General features: G+C 69.2%; 21 protein-coding genes. 13 read left to right on the forward strand and 8 right to left on the reverse strand.

What is annotated here, in order from left to right:
- Positions 1 to 7: 7 nt before the first annotated feature.
- From ntrC to ntrX, 3 genes are all read left to right on the forward strand, one after another.
- A complete protein-coding gene (gene ntrC / locus OL599_RS04340) occupies positions 8 to 1,465 on the forward strand; it encodes a nitrogen regulation protein NR(I) (protein ID WP_264712415.1) in 1,458 nt (485 codons plus the stop codon).
- Positions 1,466 to 1,532: 67 nt separating this feature from the next.
- A complete protein-coding gene (locus OL599_RS04345; RefSeq protein ID WP_264712416.1) occupies positions 1,533 to 3,809 on the forward strand; it encodes a sensor histidine kinase NtrY-like in 2,277 nt (758 codons plus the stop codon).
- Positions 3,810 to 3,811: 2 nt separating this feature from the next.
- Positions 3,812 to 5,206 carry a nitrogen assimilation response regulator NtrX gene (gene ntrX / locus OL599_RS04350; protein ID WP_264712417.1) on the forward strand — a complete coding sequence of 465 codons (1,395 nt, stop codon included), beginning with the start codon at positions 3,812 to 3,814 and terminating at the stop codon, positions 5,204 to 5,206.
- Here ntrX and OL599_RS04355 read toward each other — a convergent pair whose 3' ends face one another.
- Together OL599_RS04355 and pcaB are read right to left on the reverse strand one after the other, a co-directional pair.
- The gene (locus OL599_RS04355; RefSeq protein WP_264712418.1) at positions 5,207 to 6,085 is read right to left on the reverse strand and encodes an FAS1-like dehydratase domain-containing protein; all 879 of its coding nucleotides are present in this window, start codon (positions 6,083 to 6,085) and stop codon (positions 5,207 to 5,209) included.
- Positions 6,086 to 6,087: 2 nt separating this feature from the next.
- Positions 6,088 to 7,434, reverse strand: coding sequence for a 3-carboxy-cis,cis-muconate cycloisomerase (gene pcaB, locus OL599_RS04360; RefSeq protein WP_264712419.1), 1,347 nt, complete (start codon positions 7,432 to 7,434; stop codon positions 6,088 to 6,090).
- An 80-nt stretch (positions 7,435 to 7,514) separates the two neighbouring features.
- Between pcaB and OL599_RS04365 the strand changes: the two genes are divergently transcribed.
- From OL599_RS04365 to OL599_RS04385, 5 genes are all read left to right on the forward strand, one after another.
- Entirely contained in the window at positions 7,515 to 8,177 is a 663-nt protein-coding gene (locus OL599_RS04365) for an HAD family hydrolase (RefSeq protein ID WP_264712420.1), read from the forward strand.
- A gap of 92 nt (positions 8,178 to 8,269) precedes the next feature.
- A complete protein-coding gene (gene hfq / locus OL599_RS04370; RefSeq protein ID WP_264712421.1) occupies positions 8,270 to 8,569 on the forward strand; it encodes an RNA chaperone Hfq in 300 nt (99 codons plus the stop codon).
- Positions 8,570 to 8,603: 34 nt separating this feature from the next.
- Positions 8,604 to 9,869 (forward strand): GTPase HflX, encoded by a 1,266-nt coding sequence (hflX, locus tag OL599_RS04375; RefSeq protein ID WP_408886916.1) that lies wholly within the window; start codon positions 8,604 to 8,606, stop codon positions 9,867 to 9,869.
- A gap of 22 nt (positions 9,870 to 9,891) precedes the next feature.
- Entirely contained in the window at positions 9,892 to 10,722 is an 831-nt protein-coding gene (locus tag OL599_RS04380) for an inositol monophosphatase family protein (protein WP_264712422.1), read from the forward strand.
- 17 nt (positions 10,723 to 10,739) lie between these two features.
- Entirely contained in the window at positions 10,740 to 11,642 is a 903-nt protein-coding gene (locus tag OL599_RS04385; RefSeq protein ID WP_264712423.1) for a pirin family protein, read from the forward strand.
- 234 nt (positions 11,643 to 11,876) lie between these two features.
- Here OL599_RS04385 and mazG read toward each other — a convergent pair whose 3' ends face one another.
- Entirely contained in the window at positions 11,877 to 12,677 is an 801-nt protein-coding gene (gene mazG / locus OL599_RS04390; protein ID WP_264712424.1) for a nucleoside triphosphate pyrophosphohydrolase, read from the reverse strand.
- Positions 12,678 to 12,770: 93 nt separating this feature from the next.
- Between mazG and OL599_RS04395 the strand changes: the two genes are divergently transcribed.
- The 5 genes from OL599_RS04395 (at position 12,771) to OL599_RS04415 (ending at position 17,685) form a co-directional block, all read left to right on the forward strand.
- Positions 12,771 to 13,373 (forward strand): class I SAM-dependent methyltransferase, encoded by a 603-nt coding sequence (locus OL599_RS04395; protein ID WP_264712426.1) that lies wholly within the window; start codon positions 12,771 to 12,773, stop codon positions 13,371 to 13,373.
- Between the two features lie 327 nt (positions 13,374 to 13,700).
- Positions 13,701 to 14,618: a LysR family transcriptional regulator gene (locus OL599_RS04400; protein ID WP_264712427.1), complete on the forward strand. Its 918-nt coding sequence runs from the start codon at positions 13,701 to 13,703 to the stop codon at positions 14,616 to 14,618.
- 127 nt (positions 14,619 to 14,745) lie between these two features.
- Complete coding sequence (locus OL599_RS04405) at positions 14,746 to 15,249, forward strand: cupin domain-containing protein (protein ID WP_264712428.1); 504 nt, start codon at positions 14,746 to 14,748, stop codon at positions 15,247 to 15,249.
- 70 nt (positions 15,250 to 15,319) lie between these two features.
- On the forward strand, positions 15,320 to 16,531 hold the full coding sequence (locus OL599_RS04410) for an MFS transporter (RefSeq protein ID WP_264712429.1): 1,212 nt from the start codon (positions 15,320 to 15,322) through the stop codon (positions 16,529 to 16,531).
- Between the two features lie 35 nt (positions 16,532 to 16,566).
- Positions 16,567 to 17,685, forward strand: a complete 1,119-nt coding sequence (locus OL599_RS04415; protein WP_264712430.1) for a patatin-like phospholipase family protein — start codon at positions 16,567 to 16,569, stop codon at positions 17,683 to 17,685.
- Between the two features lie 228 nt (positions 17,686 to 17,913).
- Here the strand turns inward: OL599_RS04415 and OL599_RS04420 are convergent, their stop codons facing one another.
- The 5 genes from OL599_RS04420 to tmk are packed head-to-tail and all read right to left on the reverse strand — an operon-like array spanning position 17,914 to position 22,750.
- Complete coding sequence (locus OL599_RS04420; RefSeq protein ID WP_264712431.1) at positions 17,914 to 18,720, reverse strand: MBL fold metallo-hydrolase; 807 nt, start codon at positions 18,718 to 18,720, stop codon at positions 17,914 to 17,916.
- Positions 18,720 to 19,493 (reverse strand): TatD family hydrolase, encoded by a 774-nt coding sequence (locus OL599_RS04425; protein WP_264712432.1) that lies wholly within the window; start codon positions 19,491 to 19,493, stop codon positions 18,720 to 18,722. Before OL599_RS04425 ends, OL599_RS04420 begins: the two co-directional genes overlap by 1 nt.
- Positions 19,493 to 21,037 carry a methionine--tRNA ligase gene (metG, locus tag OL599_RS04430; RefSeq protein WP_264712433.1) on the reverse strand — a complete coding sequence of 515 codons (1,545 nt, stop codon included), beginning with the start codon at positions 21,035 to 21,037 and terminating at the stop codon, positions 19,493 to 19,495. The genes OL599_RS04425 and metG overlap by 1 nt, the downstream gene beginning before the upstream one ends.
- Positions 21,038 to 21,044: 7 nt before the next feature.
- A complete protein-coding gene (locus tag OL599_RS04435) occupies positions 21,045 to 22,058 on the reverse strand; it encodes a DNA polymerase III subunit delta' (protein ID WP_264712434.1) in 1,014 nt (337 codons plus the stop codon).
- Positions 22,055 to 22,750 (reverse strand): dTMP kinase, encoded by a 696-nt coding sequence (tmk, locus tag OL599_RS04440; protein WP_264712435.1) that lies wholly within the window; start codon positions 22,748 to 22,750, stop codon positions 22,055 to 22,057. The genes OL599_RS04435 and tmk overlap by 4 nt, the downstream gene beginning before the upstream one ends.
- Positions 22,751 to 22,753 lie beyond the last annotated feature (3 nt).

Genomic DNA, 22,753 nt, shown 5'->3' on the forward strand with positions numbered 1-22,753 from the left:
CAAGAACATGACCCCCCCAACTGTCCTCATCGCCGATGACGACCGGTCCATCCGCACCGTGCTGACCCAGGCCCTGGGCCGGTCCGGCTACCAGGTGCGCAGCACTTCCAACGCGGCGACGCTGTGGCGGTGGGTGGAAGACGGCGAGGGCGACCTCGTCATCACCGACGTGGTGATGCCCGACGAGAACGGGCTGGACCTGATCCCGCGCATCAAGCGGGTGCGGCCGGACCTGCGCGTGGTGGTGATGAGCGCCCAGTCCACGCTGATGACGGCCGTGAAGGCGGCCCAGCGCGGCGCCTTCGAATATCTTCCCAAGCCGTTCGATTTGAAGGAATTGCTGGCCGTCGTCGGGCGTGCGCTGGCGGCCCCGCTGGCGGAGGCGCCGGCCGGCGACGCGCTTGCGCGCGACAGCGACGAGCGGCTGCCGCTGATCGGCCGCAGCCCGGCGATGCAGGAGATCTACCGGACCATCGCGCGGCTCACCACCGCCGACCTGACGGTGATGATCAATGGCGAGAGCGGCACAGGCAAGGAGCTGGTGGCGCGCGCGCTGCACGATTACGGCCGCCGCCGCGGCGGCTCGTTCGTGGCCATCAACATGGCCGCGATCCCGCGCGAGCTGATCGAGAGCGAGCTGTTCGGCCACGAGCGCGGCGCCTTCACCGGCGCCACCAACCGCAACCAGGGCCGCTTCGAGCAGGCCAATGGCGGCACGCTGTTCCTCGACGAGATCGGTGACATGCCGCCGGAGGCGCAGACGCGGCTGCTGCGCGTGCTGCAGGAGGGCGAGTTCACCACCGTCGGCGGCCGCCAGCCGATCCGCGCCAATGTGCGCATCATCGCCGCCACGCACCGCGACCTGCGTGCGGCCATCCGCCAGGGCCAGTTCCGCGAGGACCTGTTCTACCGGCTGAACGTGGTGCCGATCCGCCTGCCGCCGCTGCGCGAGCGCACCGAGGACATCGCCGACCTCGCCGGCCATTTCCTGGAGCGCGCCCGCGCCGACGGCCTCGCCTCCAAGACGCTGGACCAGGGTGGCGTGGACGCGCTCAGGGCCTATCGCTGGCCCGGCAACGTGCGCGAGCTGGAGAACCTGATGCGCCGCCTGGCCGCCTTGTGCCCGGACGAGGTGATCGGCGCCGAGGCCGTGCGCGCCGAGCTGGCCGAGGCCGAACCGCCGGAGCCGGCCGAGCCCGCTTCCCCCAGTGCCGGGCAGGAGCCGCTGGCGCGCGCCGTGGAGCGTCATATCCGCCAGTTCCTCGCCGCTCATCGCGACGGCATGGCGCCGTCCGACATCTACGACCGCGTGCTGGCCGAGGTGGAGCGGCCGCTGATCCAGATGACGCTGTCGGCGACGCGCGGCAACCAGATCAAGGCCGCGGCGATGCTGGGGCTGAACCGCAACACGCTGCGCAAGAAGATCCGCGATCTGGAGATCCCGGTCGTGCGGGGTCTGTCCTGAGCGCAGGCACGGGGATGGCGGGAGCAGGGGGCAGCCGGCGGTGAACGTGGGACCCGCATCGCAGACGATGCCCGAGCCGGCGCGCCGCCTGCAGCCGCCCGACACGCGCCTGCGCCGCATCGTCGACCTGCTGCTGGGCAAGGGGATCACGCTGCTGCTGGCGGCCGTCGCGCTGGCGCTGGGGGTGGCGACCTTCGTCATCCTCGCCCGGCAGCTGCCGCGGCCGAACCAGGTGTTCGCGCTGGTGCTGGCCAATCTGGTGGTGCTGCTGCTGCTCGGCGCGGTCCTGGCCGGGCGGCTGACCCGGATGTGGATGGAGCGGCGGCGCGGCTCGGCCGGGGCGCGGCTGCATGTGCGGCTGGTGCTGCTGTTCAGCGTGGTGGCGGTGACGCCGGCGATCGTCGTCGCCGTCTTCTCCACCGTGTTCTTCAACCTGGGCATCCAGGCCTGGTTCAATGAACCCGTGCGCATCGCCTTGCAGGAGAGCCTGAACGCCTCGCGCGGCTACCTGGAGGAGCATCGCAACAACATCCGCGCCGACGCGCTGGGCATGTCCAACGACCTGGCCCGGGCGGGGCGGCTGTTGTCCAGCGATCCCAACGCCTTCGCCGCCATCCTGGCCGAGCAGACGGCACTGCGCGGCCTCACCGAGGCGGTGATCTTCGAGCCGGTCACCGGGCAGATCATCGCCTCGGCGGGGCTGATGGCCGGCATGGGCACCGACCCGCCGCCGGCCTGGGCCACGGCGCTGGCCCGCACCGGCGATGTCGCGGTGCTGGGCAACGACGACTCCAGCCGCGTGCGCGCGGTGGTGCAGCTGGACGCGACGCCGGCGCTGATGCTGCAGATCAGCCGCCCCGTGGACCAGCAGATCCTCGACCATATGAAGCGCACCGAGGATGCGGTGGCGGAGTATGAGCGCCTGGACCAGAACCGCTCGGGCCTGCAGGTCACGTTCGCGCTGATCTTCGCGCTGGTCGCCTTGCTGGTGCTGGCCGCCGCGGCGTCGATCGGCCTGGTGATGGCCAACCAGATCGCCCGCCCGGTGGGAGGGCTGATCATGGCGGCCGAGCGGGTTCGCGCCGGCGACCTGTCCGTGCGGGTGCCGGAAGCCAGCACCGGCGACGAGCTGGCCGGGCTGTCGCGCGCCTTCAACCGCATGACCGGCCAGCTCGCCGCCCAGCGCACCGAGCTGATGGACGCCTACAGCCAGATCGACGAGCGCCGCCGGTTCACCGAGGCGGTGCTGTCCGGTGTCTCCGCCGGCGTCATCGGGCTCGATACGCAGGGCCGCATCGAGCTGCCGAACCGGGCCGCCTGCGATCTGCTGGCCCTGGATCTCCTGGCCGCGATCGGGCAGCCTTTGGCCGACGTGGTGCCGGAGTTCGGGCCGCTGCTGCAGGAAGTGCAGGATGCGCCGGAACGGCCGCGCACCGCGGAGGTGCAGATCGGCCCGCCCACCAATCGCCGGACCCTGCTGGTGCGCGTCGGTGCCGATCGCACCGGCGAGCGCCATGACGGCGAGGCGTCGGCGGGCCGCGGGCGGAGCTTCGGCTTCGTCGCCACCTTCGACGACATTACCGAGCTGCAATCCGCACAGCGCAAGGCCGCATGGGCCGACGTGGCGCGGCGGATCGCGCACGAGATCAAGAACCCGCTGACCCCGATCCAGCTCTCGGCCGAGCGGCTGAAGCGCCGCTTTGCCAAGGAGATCACGTCGGACCCCGATACCTTCATCCAGTGCGCCGACACGATCGTCCGCCATGTCGGCGACATCGGCCGCATGGTGGACGAGTTTTCCGCGTTTGCGCGCATGCCCCAGCCGGTGATCAAGCCCGCCGATGTCGGCCGCGTGGTGCGCGAGTCGCTGGTGCTGCAGAAGAATGCGCGCCCGGAGATCGCCTGGGTCACCGACATCCCCGAGCGCGGCCCGATCGCCCCCTGCGACCGCCGCCTGCTCGGCCAGGCGCTGACCAACCTGCTGCAGAACGCGGCGGATGCCGTCGCGATGCGGCCACGTGACGGCGACTCGGGTGCACCGGCACAATCCGGACGGATCGAGATCGCCGTGCGGCAGGACAACGGCAGCATCCGGATCAGCGTCGCCGATGACGGAGTCGGTCTGCCGGAACAGGACCGCTTCCGACTCACCGAGCCTTATGTCACCCATAAGCCGAAGGGTACTGGCCTTGGTCTTGCCATCGTGAAGAAGATCATGGAGGACCATGGCGGGCGGATCGTGCTGGAGGACCGCATGCCGCGCGAGGATTGGCCGGGACAGGGCACAGTTGCGATGCTGTGCCTGCCGGCCGGGACACCTGAAGGGTCATCGGATGGATCGTAGCCATGGCGCATGAGATCCTGATCGTCGACGACGAGCCGGACATCCGGATGCTGGTGGACGGCATCCTGCAGGACGAAGGCTACGAAACACGCCAGGCCGGCGACTCGGACGCCGCGATCGCCGCCTTCAAGGCGCGCCGCCCGTCGCTGGTGATCCTGGATGTGTGGCTGCAGGGCTCGCGGCTGGACGGGCTGGGCATCCTGCAGGCACTGCACGGCGAGGAGCCGCAGGTGCCGGTGGTGATGATCTCCGGCCACGGCACCATCGAGACGGCGGTGGCGGCCATCCAGCGCGGCGCCTACGACTTCCTGGAGAAGCCGTTCCAGTCCGACCGGCTGCTGCTGGTGGTGCGGCGGGCGCTGGAAGCCGCGAGCCTGGCCCGCGAGAACGCCGAATTGCGCCTGCGCGCCGGCCCGGAGACCGAGCTGACCGGCGAGAGCGGAACCATATCCGGCCTGCGTGCCGCGGTGGAGAAGGTGGCGCCGACCGGTTCGCGCGTGCTGATCACCGGGCCCGCCGGATCAGGCAAGGAGGTGGTGGCGCGCATGATCCATGCCCGGTCCCGCCGCGTCGACGGGCCGTTCGTGGCGCTGAACTGCGCGGTGCTCAATCCCGCGCGCTTCGAGGAGGAGCTGTTCGGCGTCGAGGCAGGCGCCGACCCCGCGACCGCGCCGCGCCGCGCCGGCGTGCTGGAGCGGGCGCATGGCGGCACGCTGCTGCTCGACGAGGTCTCCGACATGCCGCTGGAGACCCAGGGCAAGATCGTGCGCGCGCTGCAGGACCAGTCGTTCGAGCGGGTCGGCGGCTCCAGCCGGGTGAAGGTGGATATCCGCGTGCTGTCCACCACCAACCGCGACCTGCAGGCGGAGATCGCGTCCGGACGGTTCCGCGAGGATCTGTACTACCGCCTGGCGGTGGTGCCGTTGCGAACGCCCGCCTTGAAGGAGCGGCGCGAGGATGTGCCGGACCTGGCGCGCTATTTCCTGCTGCGCTCGGCCGAGGCCGCGGCCATGCCGGCGCGCGAGCTGTCCACCGACGCGCTGACGGCGCTGCAGGCCTATGACTGGCCCGGCAATGTGCGCCAGCTGCGCAACCTCATGGACTGGCTGCTGATCATGGCGCCGGGCGGGGCAGGGGATGCGATCCGCGCCGACATGCTGCCGCCGGAGATCGGCGCGGCGGCGCCGGCGTTGTACAACTCCGACCCGTCGGCCGACATCATGGCGCTGCCGCTGCGCGAGGCGCGCGACATGTTCGAGACGCAGTACCTGCATGCGCAACTGCTGCGCTTTGGCGGCAACATCAGCCGTACCGCCGGCTTCGTGGGCATGGAGCGCAGCGCACTGCACCGCAAGCTGAAGCAGCTCGGCATCAATTCCGAGGAACGCACCGCCTGATCAGCCGGGCGCGGTCACGGCTTCGGCCTCCATGCACAGGAAGCCGTCGCTGTCCTGGGCCCATAGCGCGGTCTTGCTGCCGTCCGGGCCGTCACCGCCGGGGGCCCCGCAGACGGCGAAGGGCGCGATATCGAAGATCGGCCGCACCGCGCGGAAACGGAAGGCCGCCAGCGGGGCGTCCGTGTGGCGGCGGAGCAGGTCCACCAGCAGGGTCGCGATCAGCGGGCCGTGCACGACCAGGCCGGGATAGCCCTCGGCCGTGGTGACGTAGCGGCGGTCGTAGTGGATGCGATGGCCGTTGAAGGTCAGGGCGGAGTAGCGGAACAGCAGCACGTCGTCCGGCACGATGTCGCGTCGCCATTGTGCGCCGCCGGGGGCGGGACGGGGCGGCGGCGACGCCTCGCCGGCCGCCGGGGCGTCGCGGTAGACGATGTCGTGCTCCTCGGTCAGCGCCACGCCATCGGCGCCGGCCACCTCGTGGCGCACCAGGACGAACACCAGGCGACCGGTGCGCCCCTCCTTCATCGAGACGTCGGTGATGGTGGAGGTGCGGGTGATGGCCTCGCCGATATGCAGGGGCTTGCGGAAATTGAAGCGGCCGCCGGCCCACATTCGTCGCGGCAGCGGCACCGGCGGCAGGAAGCCGCCGCGCTGCGGGTGGCCGTCCGGGCCGAGCTGGCTGTGCCGGGCCAGCGGCAGGAAATACAGCCAGTGCCACAGCGGCGGCAGCACATCGCCCGGGCGCGGCTTCGCATCGTCGCGGTCCAGCGTGGCCGACAGCGCGGCGACCGGGAACGCGGTCGCCGTGTCGGTCATGACCTCCTGCTTTCCCACCCAGGTCCTGAGATGCTCGATGTCCAGCAGTCCGGGGAGTGTCACCGTCAGATCTCCTTCGCCAGCACGCGGTCGACCATTTCGCCCGCCAGGCCGACATAGTTCGCGGGGTCGAGGAAGGGGGCCAGTTGCGCGCGGCTCATATGCGGCCTGATCTCGGGATGTCCGGCCAGCAGGTCGAGGAAGCTGCCCTTGCCGGCAATGACCTCACGGCAAATGTCATAGACGACATCGTGCGCGCGCTGACGGCCGAGCGCGGGGCCGAGCCCCATCATCACCGCCTCCGATACGATCAGCCCCTTGGTCAGGTCGAGATTGGCGCGCATCCGCGCCGGGTCCACCTGCAGCCCGCCCACCAGGAAGCGCGCCTGCGCCAATGCGCCGGCCGAGAGCAGGAAAATCTCCGGCACCGCGATCCACTCGATCTCCCACGGCCCGGTGGAACGCTCATGGTCCTCGACCATGGCATCGAGCAGGGCGGCCACGTTCTGGCGCACCATGGCGACGCAGGCATGGATGTAGTTGGAGGAGATCGGGTTGCGCTTCTGCGGCATGGTGCTGCTGGAGCCACGGCCCTCGGCGAAAGGCTCGTAGACCTCCTCGACCTCGGTCTGCATCATCAGCTTCACGTCCATCGAGATCTTTCCCAACGTGCCAGTGACGAGGCCGAGGAAACAGCCGACTTCGGCGATGCGGTCGCGCATCGTGTGCCAGGCGATCTCCGGCTGCCCGAGGCCTAATTCCGCCATCAGGCCTTCCTGCACCTTCAGCCCGGCGGCGCCGAGCGAGGCAAGGGTGCCGGTGGCGCCACCGAATTCGCCCACCAGCACACGCGGGCGCAGTTCCCGCAGGCGTTGCAGATGGCGCTGGAATCCCGCCAGCAGCACCGCGCATTTGTAGCCGAAGGTGATCGGTGTCGCCTGCTGCAGGTTGCTGCGGCCGGCCATCGGCGTGTCGCGGTATGCGCGCGCGAGCGCCGCCAGCGATTCGCTGATGGCGCGCAGATCGTCCTCGACCAGTTTCAGCGCGTCGCGGATCTGCAGGATCGTCGCGGTATCCGTGATGTCCTGCGTGGTGGCGCCCCAGTGGCACCATTCGCCGAGCCCGTCCTTGCAGAGCGCGACGAGTTGTTGCACCACCGGCAGCACCGGATAGCCGATGCGTTCGGTCTGATTCTTCAACAACGCGATATCGAACTGCGCGACGTCGCAATGGCGCAGGATCTCGTCGCAGGCGGCCTGCGGAATGATGCCCATGCGTGCCTGGACGCGTGCCAGGGCGGCCTCGATATCGAGGTAATACTGGGTGCGCGCCTCGTCGGAGAAGATCCGGCGCATGGCCGTGGTGCTGAAGATGTCGCGAAAGACGCGAGAGTCGGGGGCAGAGGCGATCATCGGTTTCTCTCCCGGGGGCGTGACGTTTCGGCGGGATGTGCTAACAGACCCGCGAACTTCGGCAAGACAAGGAAAGACGCATGCAGCGTCCGCAGGCGATCCTGTGGGATTGGGACAACACGCTGGTCGATGGCTGGGCCGGCATCACTGCCGCGCTGAACGTGGTGTTCGCAGCCCATGCGATGCCCGCGTGGACGGTTGCCGACGCCCTCGCCCGCGTGCGTGGGTCGTTGCGCGACACGTTTCCGGGCCTGTTCGGCGAATCCTGGCGGGAAGCGGTCAACCTGTTCAGGACGACGATGGCCGAGCGGCACCTGCAGTATCTGCGCGTGATGCCCGGCATCGGCGAACTTCTGCAGGCGGCCGATGCCTGGCCGCTGGCGGTGGTGTCGAACAAGGATGGCCCGCTGCTGCGCCGCGAGGTGGCGCATCTCGGCTGGAATGCCGCTTTTCGCGCCGTCGTCGGCGCGGGCGATGCCGCCGCGGACAAGCCGGACCCGGCGCCGATCTGGTATGCGCTGGCGGAAATGGGCCTGCAGCCGGGCCGGAACATCTGGTATGTGGGCGACACCGCGATCGACATGCGGGCGGCGCGTGCGGCTGGCTGCACGGCAGTGTTGCTCGGCGACGCGGCGCATGATGGCGGGATCGCCGCGCTTGAAGAGGACGGTGCGGGACCGCATCTGCATTGCTCCGATGCGTCGTCGCTGACTGCACGGTTTCGTGCGTTTGCGGCAGCTTGACAGAAAGTTACACTGCACGTGCGCCGAGGCTGCGACACGACCGCGGCGCGGCGGCAGGTTTGTTCGATAACAACGACAAGAAGGATCAAGTCGTGGCCAACGAGAAGTCGCAGAACGTTCAGGATGTCTTCCTGAACCATGTGCGCAAGAACAAGACTCCCGTCACCGTGTTCCTGGTGAACGGGGTCAAGCTCCAGGGCATCATCACCTGGTTCGACAACTTCTCCGTCCTGCTGCGCCGGGACGGGCACACCCAGCTGGTCTACAAGCACGCCATCAGCACCGTGATGCCTGGCGCACCGATCCAGTTGTTCGATGGGGCCAAGACCGAAGGGACCGGCAACACGCTGACCATCGGCGCCCGGGAGACGGCACCTGCAAGCTCCGACTGACACCGCATCGCCGGCGCATCTCGCATCCACCACACTGCCGACACGGGCAGCGGTCATCCTGCCGTGGGAGCGGCCGGACCGTCTGGAAGCCAGCCGGGCCGCCGAGGCGCGCCTGGCCGAAGCGGTTGGCCTGACGGCATCGATCGGCCTGGTGGTGGTGCACACCGCGATCCTGCCGCTGCGCGCGCGCCGCCCCGCCACGCTGCTGGGGGAAGGGCAAGTGGCGGCCCAGGCCGAGGCCATCGCCGCCCAGCACGTGGCGGTGGTGATCGTGGACGCGCAGCTGACGCCGGTGCAGCAGCGCAACCTGGAACGAGCCTGGGGCTGCAAGGTGATCGACCGGACTGGCCTGATCCTCGACATTTTCGGCGAGCGTGCGGCCACCCGCGAGGGCACGTTGCAGGTCGAGCTCGCGCATCTCGAATACCAGCGCAGCCGGCTGGTGCGTTCCTGGACCCATCTGGAGCGCCAGCGCGGTGGCTTCGGCTTCCTGGGCGGCCCCGGCGAGACACAGATCGAGGCCGACCGGCGCATGATCGGCGACCGCATTGTGCGGCTGAAGAAGGAGTTGGAGCAGGTGCGCCGCACCCGCGGCCTGCACCGCAGCGCGCGCCGGCGGGTGCCGTTTCCCGTGGTCGCCCTGGTCGGCTATACGAATGCCGGAAAATCAACACTGTTCAACGCGATGACCGGGGCCGAGGTGGTGGCCAGGGACCAGCTCTTCGCGACCCTGGACCCGACCATGCGCGGGCTGCGGCTGCCGTCGGGCCGGCAGGCGATCCTGTCGGACACGGTGGGCTTCATCAGCGAGTTGCCGACCGAGCTGGTGGCCGCGTTCCGCGCGACGCTGGAGGAAGTGGCCGAGGCCGATGTGATCCTGCATGTGCGCGATGCCTCGCACCCCGACACCGCTGCCCAGCGCGCCGACGTGATCGCCGTGCTGGACGGCATGGTGAAGGACGGCACGCTGGACGCGAACTGGGCAGAGCGCAGCATCGAGGTGCTGAACAAGGCCGACCTGATGGGCGGCGTGGCCCATGTGCCCGCCCGGTCCGGCACCGTGGCCGTGTCCGCCATCACCGGCGAGGGGCTGGACACGCTGAAGGCCGCCATCGACGCTCGCATCGCCGCGGGCATGGAGGTGGCGAGCTACGACATCGCGCAGGGCGACGGCGCGCGGCTGGCCTGGCTGTATCAGAACGGCGAGGTGATCGACCGGCGGGACAGCGAGGAAAGCATCCACGTCACCGTGCGCCTGCTGCCCGCCGACAGGGCGCGGTTCGAGGGCGGGCGGGCGTGAAACGGGCAGGGGACATCACGACTTGACGAAGTTCGGGCTTGCCGATGCGGCTGATGTCGCCGGCTTGCTGCGCGATGCCGCGCAGGCCGAGATCATGCCGCGCTTCCGCCGCCTGGCCGCCGCCGACGTGCGCACCAAATCCGGCCCCCTGGACCTGGTGACGGAGGCCGACGAAGCTGCTGAGCGCGTCATCACCGCCGGGCTGCAGGACGTGTTCCCGGGCTGCGTGGTGGTCGGCGAGGAGGCCGCCTCCGCCGATCCTTCGCTGCTGGACACGCTGGGCAGCGCCGATCTTGCCTTCGTCGTCGATCCCGTGGACGGCACCGCCAATTACGCCGCCGGGCTGCCGCTGTTCGCCACCATGGCCGCGGCGATCGTGCGCGGTGAGGTGGTGGGCGCCATCATCCACGACCCCGTGGGCAACGACACCGCCTTCGCCGTGCGCGGCGAGGGCGCCTGGACCGAGCAGCCGGACGGACGCCGCAGCGACCTGCGCGTGGCCGCGGCGGTGCCGGTGGCGGAGATGTCGGGGGCCGCGAGCTGGCGGTTCCTGCCGGAGGTGGAGCGTCTTGCCGTCAACCGCAACCTTCCGCGCGTGGCCGCCAGCTTCGTCTATCGCTGCGCCGCGCACGAGTACCGCATGCTCGCCGGCGGGCATTGCCACTACCTGCTATACGGGCGGCTGATGCCGTGGGACCATGCGCCGGGATGGCTGCTGCACCAGGAGGCCGGCGGCTTCTCGGCGCAGTTCGATGGCACGCCATACCGCCCGACGATCCGCCAGGGCGGGCTGATCCTGACGCCTGACGAAGCCAGCTTCCACGCCCTGCGCACGGCGTTGCTGGAGACCTGAACCGCAGGAGATCCGCCATGAGCTGGCTGCCCGTCGCCGACCCCGACAGCCCCGGTCAGGTCGATCTCGTCGTCGAGCCCAGCACCAAGGATCTCGGTGACGGATTCCGGGTTCGGCGCGCGCTGCCCAGCGTCAAGCGCAGGATGGTCGGCCCGTTCGTCTTCCTCGACCATATGGGCCCGGTGCTGATGCCGGCGGGGCAGGGGCTGGATGTGCGCCCGCATCCGCATATCGGGCTGGCGACGGTGACCTATCTGACCGAGGGCAGCATCCTACACCGGGACACGCTGGGCACCACCCAGCCGATCCTGCCTGGCGAGGTGAACTGGATGACCGCCGGGCGCGGCATTGCCCATTCCGAGCGCACTGACGCGCCGGTGCGCCAGTCCCCGCACGCTATCCACGGCATCCAGAGCTGGGTCGCCCTGCCCAGGGCGTTCGAGGAGACCGATCCCGGCTTCGTCCATCACGCCGTCGCCGATCTGCCTGCGGTCGAGGACCGTGGCGTGGCGCTGCGGCTGATCGCCGGCAGCATGTACGGGCAGCGCTCGCCGGTGAAGACCTTCTCCGAGACCTTCTATGCCGATGTCCGGCTCGATGCCGGCGGCGCCGTGCCGCTGCCGACCGAACACCCGGAGCGTGCCGCATACCTGATCGACGGTGCGCTCGACATCGCCGGCGAGGTGTTCGAGGAGCACCGGCTGCTGGTATTCCGCCCCGGCGATGCCGTCACCCTCCGCGCCCTCCGCCCGTCGCGGGTGCTGCTGCTGGGCGGCGAGCCGATGGATGGCCCGCGGCATGTCTGGTGGAACTTCGTCTCCAGCTCGAAGGACCGGATCGAGGCGGCCAAGGCCGACTGGAAGGCCGGGCGGTTCGGCCAGGTGGCGGGCGACGCCGAGTTCATCCCGCTGCCGGACTAGAGCGTGATCGCCACAGGTGGAATCACACGGAGGCGTGAATCACGCGATAAAACAAAGACCTAGAGCCTGATCGGAACGCCTATCGGTTCCGATCAGGCTCTAGGCGTCATACCAGCGGCCATGAAGAATGACCGCTGGTACGAGTCGTTATTTTGCGCGCGGCCGCCCACCAACCCGGCGCGCGATACCGACGGCCCTTGACGATGGAAGGGTCATCGTCAAGGGCCGTCGGTATCAGTCGGCGCGTTCGTCCTGCTTCACGGCCTGCCAGTCCGCTTCCATCGCATCGAGCGTGGCGTCGGCCGGCGTCTCGCCGCGGGCCGCCAGCCGTGCCTCGACGGCGGCGAAGCGGCGGGCGAATTTCCGGTTGGCGTGGCGCAGGCAGGCCTCGGGGTCCAGGTCGAGCTTGCGCGCGAGGTTGGCCAGCACGAACAGCATGTCGCCGACTTCGTCCTGCAGCCGGGCCCGGTCCGCCTCCCGCAATTCGGCGCGCAGCTCGGTCACCTCCTCGTCGAGCTTGGCCAGCACCGCGTTCGCATCGGGCCAGTCGAAGCCGACGCGGGCGGCGCGGGCGGTGAGCTTCAGCGCGCGGGTGAGGGCCGGCAGGCCCGTGGGGATGCCGGCGAGCGTGCCGGTCTCGGCGCGGGCGGCGCGTTCGGCGTGCTTCTGCGCCTCCCAGGCCGCGGATTGGCCGCCGGCGCTGCGGGCCGTGGCTTCGCCGAAGACATGGGGATGGCGGCGGACCATCTTGTCGGCGATCGCCCGCGCCACGTCGGTGAAGCCGAAGCGGCCTTCCTCCTCGGCCATGCGGGCGTGATAGACGACCTGGAACAGCAGGTCGCCGAGCTCGTCCGGCAGGGCGGTGAAATCCCGCCGGGCGATGGCGTCTGCCACCTCGTAGGCTTCCTCGATGGTGTACGGCGCGATCGTGTCGAAGGTCTGCTCGATGTCCCACGGACAGCCGCCGGGACGGGCGCGCAGCGCGGCCATGATGTCCAGCAGGCGTCGCAGCTCGGTCTCGGCTTCTGTCGGCACGGTGGTTCCCTTTGCTCAACAGCGCCCGTCATAGCCGAGAGCGCCGCTGCCGCAAGCCCTCGACCGCGCGGGATTCTGCCGTAGTCTCGGGGCATGACCGATCCGCGAATCCGTGCCCCCGCCGCCGCCCGCAACCGTGACGCCATCCTGGAGGTGCTGCGGCGGTTGCTGCCGCCCTCCGGCCTGGTGCTGGAGGTGGCCAGCGGCTCCGGCGAGCATGTCGCGCATTTCGCCCGGCAGTTGCCGGACCTGACGTTCCATCCCAGCGACCCCGATCCGGATCGGCGTGCGAGCATCGATGCCTGGGTGGCCGATGCCGGCGTCGCCAATGTCCGGCCGGCGGTGGCGCTGGATGCCGCGGCTGGGTCCTGGCCGGTCACCGCGGCGGACGCGGTGCTGTGCATCAACATGATCCATATCGCGCCCTGGGCGGCCGCGGTCGGGCTGGTGCAAGGGGCGGCGCGGGTGCTGGGGAGGGGGGGATTGCTGGCGCTGTACGGCCCGTTCCGGCGCCACGGCCGCCACACCGCGCCCAGCAATGCAGCCTTCGATGCCGACCTGCGTGCCCGCAACCCCGCCTGGGGCGTGCGCGACCTGGAGGCTGTGGCCGGCCTGACCGCCGATGCCGGGTTCACACCGGCGGCGATCGAGGCCATGCCCGCGAACAATCTCTGCGTGGCCTTCCGCAAGGGCTGACCGTCGCAGTCCACTACTCGATAAGGGCAGCCAGCTTTTGCAGGGACTCCTTGCAGCCCGTTTCATTGTCTTCCAGATGGCTGGTCTCCGCCACGTGATCGCGCGCGTTCGGGGTGAGAGCCTTCAACCGGGTCGCTTAAAGTCGCAGAAGGTATATTATGGAAAATAAGCCTGGGAGAGCGCGGCACCTTGCACACCAGAGCCAGCGCCTCGCGCCGGTAGATATACAGGATGAACGCGTTGCTGGGCAGGAAGCGTTCGGCATCGTGGCCGCGCCCGTGGCGCGCTATCGTCGGCGCGACACGGTGGAAACCGGGAGTGCGACCGATGGAACTGCACGAGATCCGCTACTTCCTCGCCGTCAGCAAGACCCTGAACTTCACCAAGGCGGCCGAGCAGTGCAACGTGACCCAGCCCGCACTGACCCGCGCCATCCAGAAGATGGAAGAGGAACTCGGCGGGCTGCTGTTCTCGCGTGAGCGCAACAACACCCATCTGACCGATCTCGGCCGCCTGCTGGAGCCGCATCTGACGGAGATGCTGGAGCGCGCGAGCACGGCGAAGCGCGCAGCGTCCCGCTTCCTGCGCCTGGAAGGTGCGCAGCTGACGGTCGGCGTGATGTGCACGATCGGCCCGATCCGCTTCGTAGGGTTCCTCAACCGGCTTCGCACCAGCCACCCCGGCATCGAGCTGACCTTGATCGAGGGTGTGCCCGATCACCTGACCGAACTGCTGATCCGTGGCGAGCTGGATGTGGCGGTGATGGCGCGCCCCGGCGGATTCGCCGAGCCGCTGCGCAGCCAGCCGCTGTACGAGGAACGGTTCACCATCGCATGTTCGGTCGGACATCGCCTGGCACAGAAGAATATCGTTTCGATGTCAGACATTGACGGCGAGATCTACCTGCAGCGGATCAACTGCGAGTATCGCGATTTCCTGGCCGAACGGCTGAACGACGCCGGCGCGAACATCCTGCGCTCCTATCGCAGCGAGCGCGAGGACTGGATCCAGATCATGGTCGCCGCCGGCATGGGAATCTGTTTCCTGCCGGAATTCTCTGCGACGTTGCCAGGATTGGTGACGCGCCCGGTGGTCGAGCCCGCGGTGATGCGCGAGGTGTCGCTGGTCACCGTCGGTGGCCGGCGCTGGTCGTCGCCGGTGGCGGCGTTCATCAACGCCGTCAAGCAATACGAATGGCCGTCCTCGACCGCCGAGCTCGAAGGCTACGCGGTGCTCAGCGGCTGATCCGACGATGCCCGCCGGGCATCGGAACGGAACCCAACCGGCAATTCAAACCCGCCTCGCCCGCGCCGATCATGCTGATCGCGACAGCACACCAACCGGTCGCGCATCAGCATGAAGGACAAAGACCATGACTGCATCGAATGCTTTCCGGACGCCGATCTGGCGCAGCCTGGCCTTCTCGGCGCTGCTCGCGGGTGCGGCACTGGCGGTGACATCGCAGGCGCAGGCCGGGCAGTGCCCCGCCGACAAGCGTGTGATGGATGGCAAGGGCCAGCCCATGAACGCGGCCGCCGCGACGGGCGTCACCGATACGGTGATTGCGTCCACGCATCTGTCCCAGGAGCCGATCGGCGTGAACGACCGCCGCTTCCGCTTGCGCCGCCTGGTGGTGCAGCCCGGCGGCGTCGTGCCCTGGCACAGCCACGGCGACCGCCCCGCCATCATCTACATCATCGAAGGCGAGATCATCGAATATTCCAGCACTTGCGCGGTCCCGATCGTGCACAAGGCGGGCGAGGCCACAACCGAGACGCACACCACGTCGCATTGGTGGAAGAACACCGGCAGCAAGACTGTCGTGCTGCTGTCGGCGGACCTGTACCACGAAGGTGCCGACGCGCACATGATGTAACGGCCGCCGCGTGACGCCTGCCGCTGCGGCAGGCGTCACCCTCCGGAACTCCTTTTGCGGAGACAGGACAATGACGGACGCCGCCGCCGCCATGGCTCCGGCCATGATGCATCCCGCACATGCTGCCAGCGCCTTTCGCCGCAACCTGCTGATCGGGGTGATCGCCTTCCTCACCGTGGTCGATCTGTTCGCCACGCAGGCAATCCTGCCGTCGCTCGCGCGCGCCTATGGCGTCAGCCCCGCCGCCATGGGGTTCGCCGTCAACGCCAGCACGATCGGGATGGCCGTGGCGGGGCTTGTGGTGGCGCTGCTCAGCCATCGCATCGACCGCCGCCGCGGCATCGTGGCGAGCCTGGTGCTGCTGTCGATCCCGACAGCATTGCTGGCGGTGGCACCGTCCCTGCCCGTCTTCACGGCATTGCGCATCGTTCAGGGCGTCTTCATGTCGGCGGCGTTCACGTTGATGCTCGCCTATCTCGGCGAGGAATGCAGCGCCCGCGACGCGGCCGGAGCCTTCGCCGCCTACATCACCGGCAACGTCGCAAGCAACCTGCTGGGTCGCCTTATGTCGGCAGCGGTGGCCGACCATCTCGGTCTTGCCTCGAACTTTCTCGTATTCGCCCTGCTCAACCTCGCTGGTGGCATGCTGGTGGCGCTGACCCTGCATCGCACGATGCCGCAGGCGCCTGCCTCCGGATCCGCGCCGTTCAAGACCTGGCTCGCGCATTGGCGCAACCCCACCCTGCGCGCCGGGTTCGGCATCGGTTTCTGCGTGCTGTTCGCATTTCTCGGCATCTTCACCTACGTGAACTTCGTTCTGGTGAGCGCGCCGTTCAGCCTGTCGCCGATGATGCTCGGCTTCGTCTACTTCGTGTTCCTGCCGGCGATCGTCACCACGCCGCTGGCCGGCGGCCTCGCGCGCCGCTTCGGCGCCCGGCCAAGCCTGTGGGCCGGCCTCGGCGTTGCCGCCATCGGCCTGCCGCTGCTGGTGCTGCCGAGCCTTCCTGCGGTGATCGTGGGCCTGGTGCTGGTTGGCGTCGGCACGTTCTTCGCCCAGGCCACCGCCACCGGCACGGTGTCGCGCGCCGCCACCTCCGACCGCGCGGGGGCAAGCGGGATCTATCTGGCCAGCTACTACTGTGGCGGCGTGGCCGGCAGCGCGGTGCTCGGGCGCGTGCATGACGCGTTCGGCTGGACCGCCTGCGTATCAGGCGTGGCGATCGCGCTGGGCGTCGCCGCCGCTTTTACCGGCGCGCTGCGTCACGAGATTCGCGTACGCTGAGTCGCATCCAGAACCGCATCCCACGGGAGAAGATCATGGACCAGGACATCAAGCATCCGCACGGCAAGCAGGTGGCGCTGGTGCTGCAAGGGGGCGGCGCGCTCGGCTCCTACCAGGCCGGCGTCTACGAGGCGCTGACGGCAGCAGGCTACATGCCCGACTGGATTGCCGGCATCTCCATCGGCGCCATCAACGCCGCGATCATCGCCGGCAACGAGCCCGAGCTGCGTGTGGCGCGCCTGCGCGAATTCTGGGAGCAGGTCTCCGGCCCCTCGATGTCCTGGCCGGACCTGCCGGTGGAGGCCTGGAAGCAGATGATGCGCCATGCCGGCGCCATGTCGGCGCTGATCTTCGGCCAGCCCGGCTTCTTCCGGCCGAATTCGCTGAACGCCTGGATCAGCGGCAGGCCGGCCACCAGCTATTACGACACCGCCGAGTTGAAGGCGACGCTGGAGCGCCTGGTGGATTTCGATCGCATCAATGCCCGCAAGACCCGCTTCAGCGTCGGCGCAGTGAACGTGCGCACCGGCAACTTCACCTATTTCGACAATGCGCACATGCCCATCCGCGCCGAGCACGTGATGGCCAGCGGCGCGCTGCCGCCCGGCTTTCCCGCCGTGGAGATCGACGGCGAGCTCTATTGGGATGGCGGCCTGGTCTCGAACACGCCGCTGCAATACGTGCTGGAGACGTATCCGCGCCGCAGCACGCTCGCTTTCCAAGTAGACCTGTTCCCGGCGCACGGCCCGGTGCCCAGGGATCTGGAAGCCGTCGAGGAACGGCGCAAGGACATCCAATATTCCAGCCGCACGCGCATGGGCGTCGAGACGTTCCGCTACGCCCACCACCTGCGCCGCAACATCAGCAAGCTGCTGGCCAAGCTGCCGGAGTCCCTGCAGGACGAGCCGGAGGTGCACACGCTGCGCCAGGCGGCCTGCCAGACCACGATGGATGTCGTGGAGATCATCTATCGCCCGTCGATCATCCAGGGTTCGACGAAGGATTTCGAGTTCTCGCACGCGACCATGCAGGGCCGGTGGCGCCAGGGCCATGCCGACGCACGGGCGTCACTCGCCACGGAGCCCTGGTTGCAGCCGGCGCCGGCGGAAACCGGCGTGCGCACGTTCGACGTTCTGCGCGATCATCACAGCTGAGCGCGCCAGAGTAAGGAAAGCGAAGGGGACACAGAGAACACGGAGGACCACAGGGGGGCACGGAGGGGTGCGGAGCGGAGGCGGCATCGTGCACTGGTGGCAGCCGATGAAATGACGCGCTGCGCGCAAGAATCCCTTCTCGGTGTCCTCTGTGATCCTCCGTGCTCTCTGTGTCCCCTTCTCTCTTCTTCCTGCTCGTTCAGGCGAATACCCGGCGGACGGCACGGATCAGCCGTCGATCTCCAGCACCTGGCCATCGTGGCCGGGCTCCACTCCCGCGGGCAGGTTCGCGCGCAGCCAGTCCCAGTCCATATCGACACCCATATGCGTCAGCACGGTGCGCCGCGGCCGCAGCCGTTCCACCCACTCCAGTACCCGCGGCAGCCAGCCATGGGTGCGGTGCGGCGTGCGCTGGAAGCATCCGACCACCCAGGTGTCCACGCCCTCCAGGGCCGCGAACCCCGCCTCGTCCAGTGACACCACGTCGGTCGAATAGCCGAAGCCGCCGATGCGCAAACCGAGCGAGCGGCCGAAACCGTGGTCCTGGTCGAAGACGTGGATGGTCAGGCCCGCCGCGGTCACGCTGCCGCAGGGCTGGATCGGGCGGGCGACGAGCACCGGGCGGAAGAAGCCGGGCGGCTGCCAGGGGCGGAAGGCATAGCTGAACCGATGCATCAACTCGTCCAGCGTGGCCTGGGTGCCCAGGGCATCCAGCGGCCGGCCGATGACGCGGTTCAGCAGCCGGATGTCGTCGAGGCCGGTGATGTGGTCGGCATGCGCGTGGGTGTAAAGAACCGCCTCCACCCGGCTGATTCCGCAAGACAGCAATTGCGTGCGCATGTCCGGCGGCGTGTCCACCAGCAGCACGCCCCCCTGCCCGTCGCCGCTGTGGTTGGCATCAACAGCGATGCTTGCGCGCGTGCGGATGTTCCGCGGCTCCCGGGGGTCGCACACGCCCCACTCGCCGCGCCCGTCCACGCCGCCGATCATCGGCACCCCGGCGGACCCGCCGGTGCCCAGCAGCGTGACGCGCATCAGGCCGCCTTGCGGAACAGGCGCCGGAAATTCGCCGTGGTCAGGTCGGCCATCGCCGCCGGCTCCATGCCGTGCACCTGCGCCAGCACGGTGGCGGTATGCGCCACCCAGGCCGGCTCGTTGCGCTTGCCGCGATACGGCACCGGCGCGAGATAAGGTGAGTCGGTTTCCACCAGCAGCCGGTCGCGCGGGATGTCGCGGGCGATGTCCCTGATTTCCTGCGATTTCGGGAAGGTCAGGATGCCGGAGAAACTGACGTAGCCGCCCATGGCCAGCGCCGCCTCGGCCAGCGCCCGGGTGGAACTGAAGCAGTGCAGAAGGAACTGGAAGTCGCCGCCGCTATCGCGTTCGTCCCGCAGGATTCCGATGATGTCCGCATCGGCGTCGCGGGCATGGATGGCCAGCGGCAGCCCGGCCAGGCGGGCGGCGCGGATGTGGGCGCGGAAACTCGCCTGCTGCACGTCGCGCGGCGCCTTGTCGTAGAAATAGTCGAGACCGGACTCGCCGATGCCGATCACGCGCGGATACGCGGCCTCGGCGGCGATGGCTTCCGGTGCGGGAACAGGGTGTTCGGCGGCATTGTGTGGATGGATGCCAACCGTGCACCACACGTTCGCATGCGCCTGCGCGATGCCCCTGACGATGTCGGACTGGGTCAGGCGGGTGCCGATGGTGACCATCTCGCCCACGCCGGCAGTGGCGGCATGGGCGAGGATGTCGCCGATCTCGTCCGCGCTGTAATAGTCCAGATGGCAGTGCGAATCGATCAACATCAGATCGTTACCGCCGCGTCTTCGACATATCTTGGAAACACGCCGGCCGGCTGCGGCAGCGTCGTGCCCAAAGGCAGCGGCGACGCGAGATCGGCGAGCGTGCGGGCATCGGCGGGAACGCCGAGCTGGTCGAGCATCTTCGCCATGCTGCCGGGCATGTAGGGCTGCAGCACGGTCGCCACCGAGCGCAGCACGTCGGCCAGCACCCGCAGCACATGCGCCATGCGGTCGGGATCGGTCTTGCGCAGCGCCCATGGCGCCTGGCGGTCGATATAGCCGTTGGCGGCGCGGATGACCTTCCACACGTCCTCCAGCGCCTCGCCAAAGGCCTGGCGGTCCAGGCGCTCGCGCAGCAGGGCCGGCAGCGCCTCGGCCGCCGCCAGCATGGTCGCGTCGTCCTCGGTCACCGCCCCACGCGCGGGCAGCCGGCCGTCGCAGTTTTTGGCGATCAGGCTCAGCGAGCGCTGGGCCAGATTGCCGAGGTCGTTGGCAAGCTCGACGTTCAGGCGGCTGACCAAGGCGCGCCGGCTGAAATCGCCGTCGTTGCCGAACGGCACCTCGCGCAGCAGGAAGAAGCGCACCGCATCGAGCCCGTAGGTGGCGATCAGGTCGGCCGGGTCCATGACGTTGCCGAGCGACTTGCTCATCTTCTCGCCGGAGGCGGTCCACCAGCCATGCGCATAGACGCGCTTCGGCGTCGCGATGCCGGCCGCCATCAGGAAAGCGGGCCAATAGACCGCGTGGAAGCGCAGGATGTCCTTGCCGACCACATGCAGGTCGGCCGGCCAGTAGCGCCAACGCTCGGCCGTCGCGTCCGGATAGCCGGCGGCGGTGATGTAGTTGGTCAGTGCGTCGAGCCACACATACATCACATGCGCCTCGTCGCCCGGCACCGGCACGCCCCAGCGGAAGCTGGTGCGGCTGACCGACAGGTCGTGCAGCCCGCCGCGCACGAAACTGATCACCTCGTTGCGGCGGGTGGCCGGGGCGATGAAATCCGGATTGGCCTCGTAATGCGCCAGCAGCCGGTCCTGCCATTCCGACAGGCGGAAGAAATAGCTGGGCTCCTTCACCCACTCCACCGGGGCGCCCGAAGGCGCCACCTTGCTGCCGTCGGGCCGGGTGACGAGTTCGGACTCGTCATAGAACGCCTCGTCGCGCACGGCGTACCAGCCGTCATAGCTGCCCAAATAGATCTGCCCGGCATCCACCAGCTTCTGCCACAGCACCCGGCAGGCGATCTTGTGCCGCTCCTCGGTGGTGCGGATGAAATCGTCGTTGGAGATGTCCAGCTGGGCGCCCATGGCGTGGAACACGGCGCTGATCCGGTCGGTGAATTCCTGCGGCGGCAGGCCGGCATCGGCGGCGGCCTTCTCCACTTTCTGGCCATGCTCGTCAGTGCCGGTCAGGAAGAACACGTCAAACCCGTCCAGCCGCTTCCAGCGCGCCATCACGTCGCAGGCGATCGCGGTATAGGCGTGGCCGATATGCGGCGCGCCGTTCACGTAGAAAATGGGAGTGGTGATGTAGAACGTCGGTTTCATTGCATTCTCAATGTGCGTTGGCAAGCAGGCCCAGCCCCGTCACGATGGCCTGGCGCTTGTCCAGATAGGCATTCTCTGTCTCGTCCTGCAAACGTGTCAGCGCGTGCCACACGTCGACCCATGCATCAAGGGGCCGTGCGCCGAGCATCCGCGCCTGGTCGGGGTCCGTCCGGCCGCGCGCGGCATCGCGCACGGCGGCGGCGACCGCGGCGCGCAGCAGGTCCATGAAGGTGGAGAACGCGTCCTCGTTGCGGCCCAGCGCGTCGGCCACGGCGTGCGCCTTCTCGGTGGTGAGGTTCGGCAGCGCGTCCATCACCTCGCTGACCATGTCGGCGAAGGCGACGCCCTCGCCTTCGGCCAGCTGCAGGGCGCGGCCGATGGAGCCCTCGGCGAGCCCGGAGAGGCGCAGGCGCTGGTCGGCGTCCAGTTCCGGCATGTAGGTCTGCAGCAACGCGGCGATGTCGGTCTCCGCCAGCGGGGCGAGGCGCAGGCGGCGGCAGCGGCTGCGGATCGTGGGCAGCAGCCGGCCCGCGGCCGAGCAGACCAGCAGCAGCATTGCGCGCGCCGGCGGCTCCTCCAGCACCTTCAGCAGCGCGTTGGCGGCGTTGCGGTTCAGGTCCTCGGCGCCGTCCAGCACCACCACGCGCCAGCCGCCCTCGGCCGGCGTCAGGCGCAGGAACTCGGATACGCGGCGCACGTCGTCCACCACGATCTCGCCGCGCAGGCGCTTGCGCTTGGGGTCCCATTCGCGTTCGACCGTCAGCAGGTCGGCATGGCTGCCCGCGGCGGTGCGGCGGAGCACCGGGTGGCTCTCCGGAAGTTCCAGGGTGTTGGCGTCGGGCATGCCGGCGAGCAGCCGGCGAGCGAAGCGGAACGCCAGCGTGGCCTTGCCGATGCCGGCGGGTCCGGTGATCAGCCAGGCATGGTGCATGCGGCCGCTGCGCATGGCTTCGGCCAGCATCGCCTCGGCGGCTTCGTGGCCGCGCAGCAGCGGATTGGCCCGCGGATCCGGCGCAGTCACCGCGACTCCCCCTCCCCCCGGCCTTGGTCCGCTCCACGGCCCAAGCCCACAAGGGGAGGGGGAGACGAGGGATCACACAGGCGGTCGAGTACCGTGGCGAGGATCGTCCGGGCTACGTCGTCCTCTTCGCTCTCTGCCTCGATCAGCACGCAGCGCGCCGGGTCGCCCTCGGCCACGGCGCGGAATCCGTCGCGGATACGGGCGAAGAACACCTCGCCCAGGCTTTCGTAGCGGTCGGCGGCGGACCCACGCTGCGCCAAGCGCGCCAGCGAGGTCGGCACGGTCACGTCCAGCACCAGCGTCAGATCGGGCCGCAGCCCCAGCATGTCCGTCAGTGCCGCGATATCGGCCCGGTCGGCGCCTTGCCCATAGCCCTGATAGACCATGGTGGAATCAGCGAAACGGTCGCACACCACCCACATGCCGGCGTCCAGCGCCGGGCGGATGGTGCGCTCCACGTGCTCGGCGCGGGCGGCGAAGTGCAGCAGCGTTTCGGCCGGCGGCGACCACGCGATCTCGCCGTCGAGCAGCAGGCGGCGCAGCACCTCCGCTCCCGGCGCCCCGCCGGGCTCGCGGGTGCGCAGCACCGGCACGCCTTCACGGGCCAGCGCGTCGGCCAGTCGGCGGGCCTGGGTCGATTTGCCGGCCCCTTCCCCACCCTCCAGCGTGATGAAGCGTCCCTTGCTGTCCACCGC

The sequence above is a fragment of the Limobrevibacterium gyesilva genome, assembly GCF_025989185.1.
GTDB lineage: Bacteria > Pseudomonadota > Alphaproteobacteria > Acetobacterales > Acetobacteraceae > Limobrevibacterium > Limobrevibacterium gyesilva.

Coding starts and splice junctions, on each gene's coding strand:
- OL599_RS04385 (WP_264712423.1), top strand. CDS start 10,740: ATGAGCTGGCTGCCCGTCGCCGACCCCGACAGCCCCGGTCAGGTCGAT.
- pcaB (WP_264712419.1), bottom strand. CDS start 7,434: ATGATCGCCTCTGCCCCCGACTCTCGCGTCTTTCGCGACATCTTCAGC.
- OL599_RS04415 (WP_264712430.1), top strand. CDS start 16,567: ATGGACCAGGACATCAAGCATCCGCACGGCAAGCAGGTGGCGCTGGTG.
- OL599_RS04400 (WP_264712427.1), top strand. CDS start 13,701: ATGGAACTGCACGAGATCCGCTACTTCCTCGCCGTCAGCAAGACCCTG.
- OL599_RS04405 (WP_264712428.1), top strand. CDS start 14,746: ATGACTGCATCGAATGCTTTCCGGACGCCGATCTGGCGCAGCCTGGCC.
- ntrX (WP_264712417.1), top strand. CDS start 3,812: ATGGCGCATGAGATCCTGATCGTCGACGACGAGCCGGACATCCGGATG.
- OL599_RS04395 (WP_264712426.1), top strand. CDS start 12,771: ATGACCGATCCGCGAATCCGTGCCCCCGCCGCCGCCCGCAACCGTGAC.
- OL599_RS04425 (WP_264712432.1), bottom strand. CDS start 19,493: ATGTTGATCGATTCGCACTGCCATCTGGACTATTACAGCGCGGACGAG.
- OL599_RS04365 (WP_264712420.1), top strand. CDS start 7,515: ATGCAGCGTCCGCAGGCGATCCTGTGGGATTGGGACAACACGCTGGTC.
- OL599_RS04420 (WP_264712431.1), bottom strand. CDS start 18,720: ATGCGCGTCACGCTGCTGGGCACCGGCGGGTCCGCCGGGGTGCCGATG.
- ntrC (WP_264712415.1), top strand. CDS start 8: ATGACCCCCCCAACTGTCCTCATCGCCGATGACGACCGGTCCATCCGC.
- metG (WP_264712433.1), bottom strand. CDS start 21,037: ATGAAACCGACGTTCTACATCACCACTCCCATTTTCTACGTGAACGGC.
- OL599_RS04345 (WP_264712416.1), top strand. CDS start 1,533: ATGCCCGAGCCGGCGCGCCGCCTGCAGCCGCCCGACACGCGCCTGCGC.
- OL599_RS04410 (WP_264712429.1), top strand. CDS start 15,320: ATGACGGACGCCGCCGCCGCCATGGCTCCGGCCATGATGCATCCCGCA.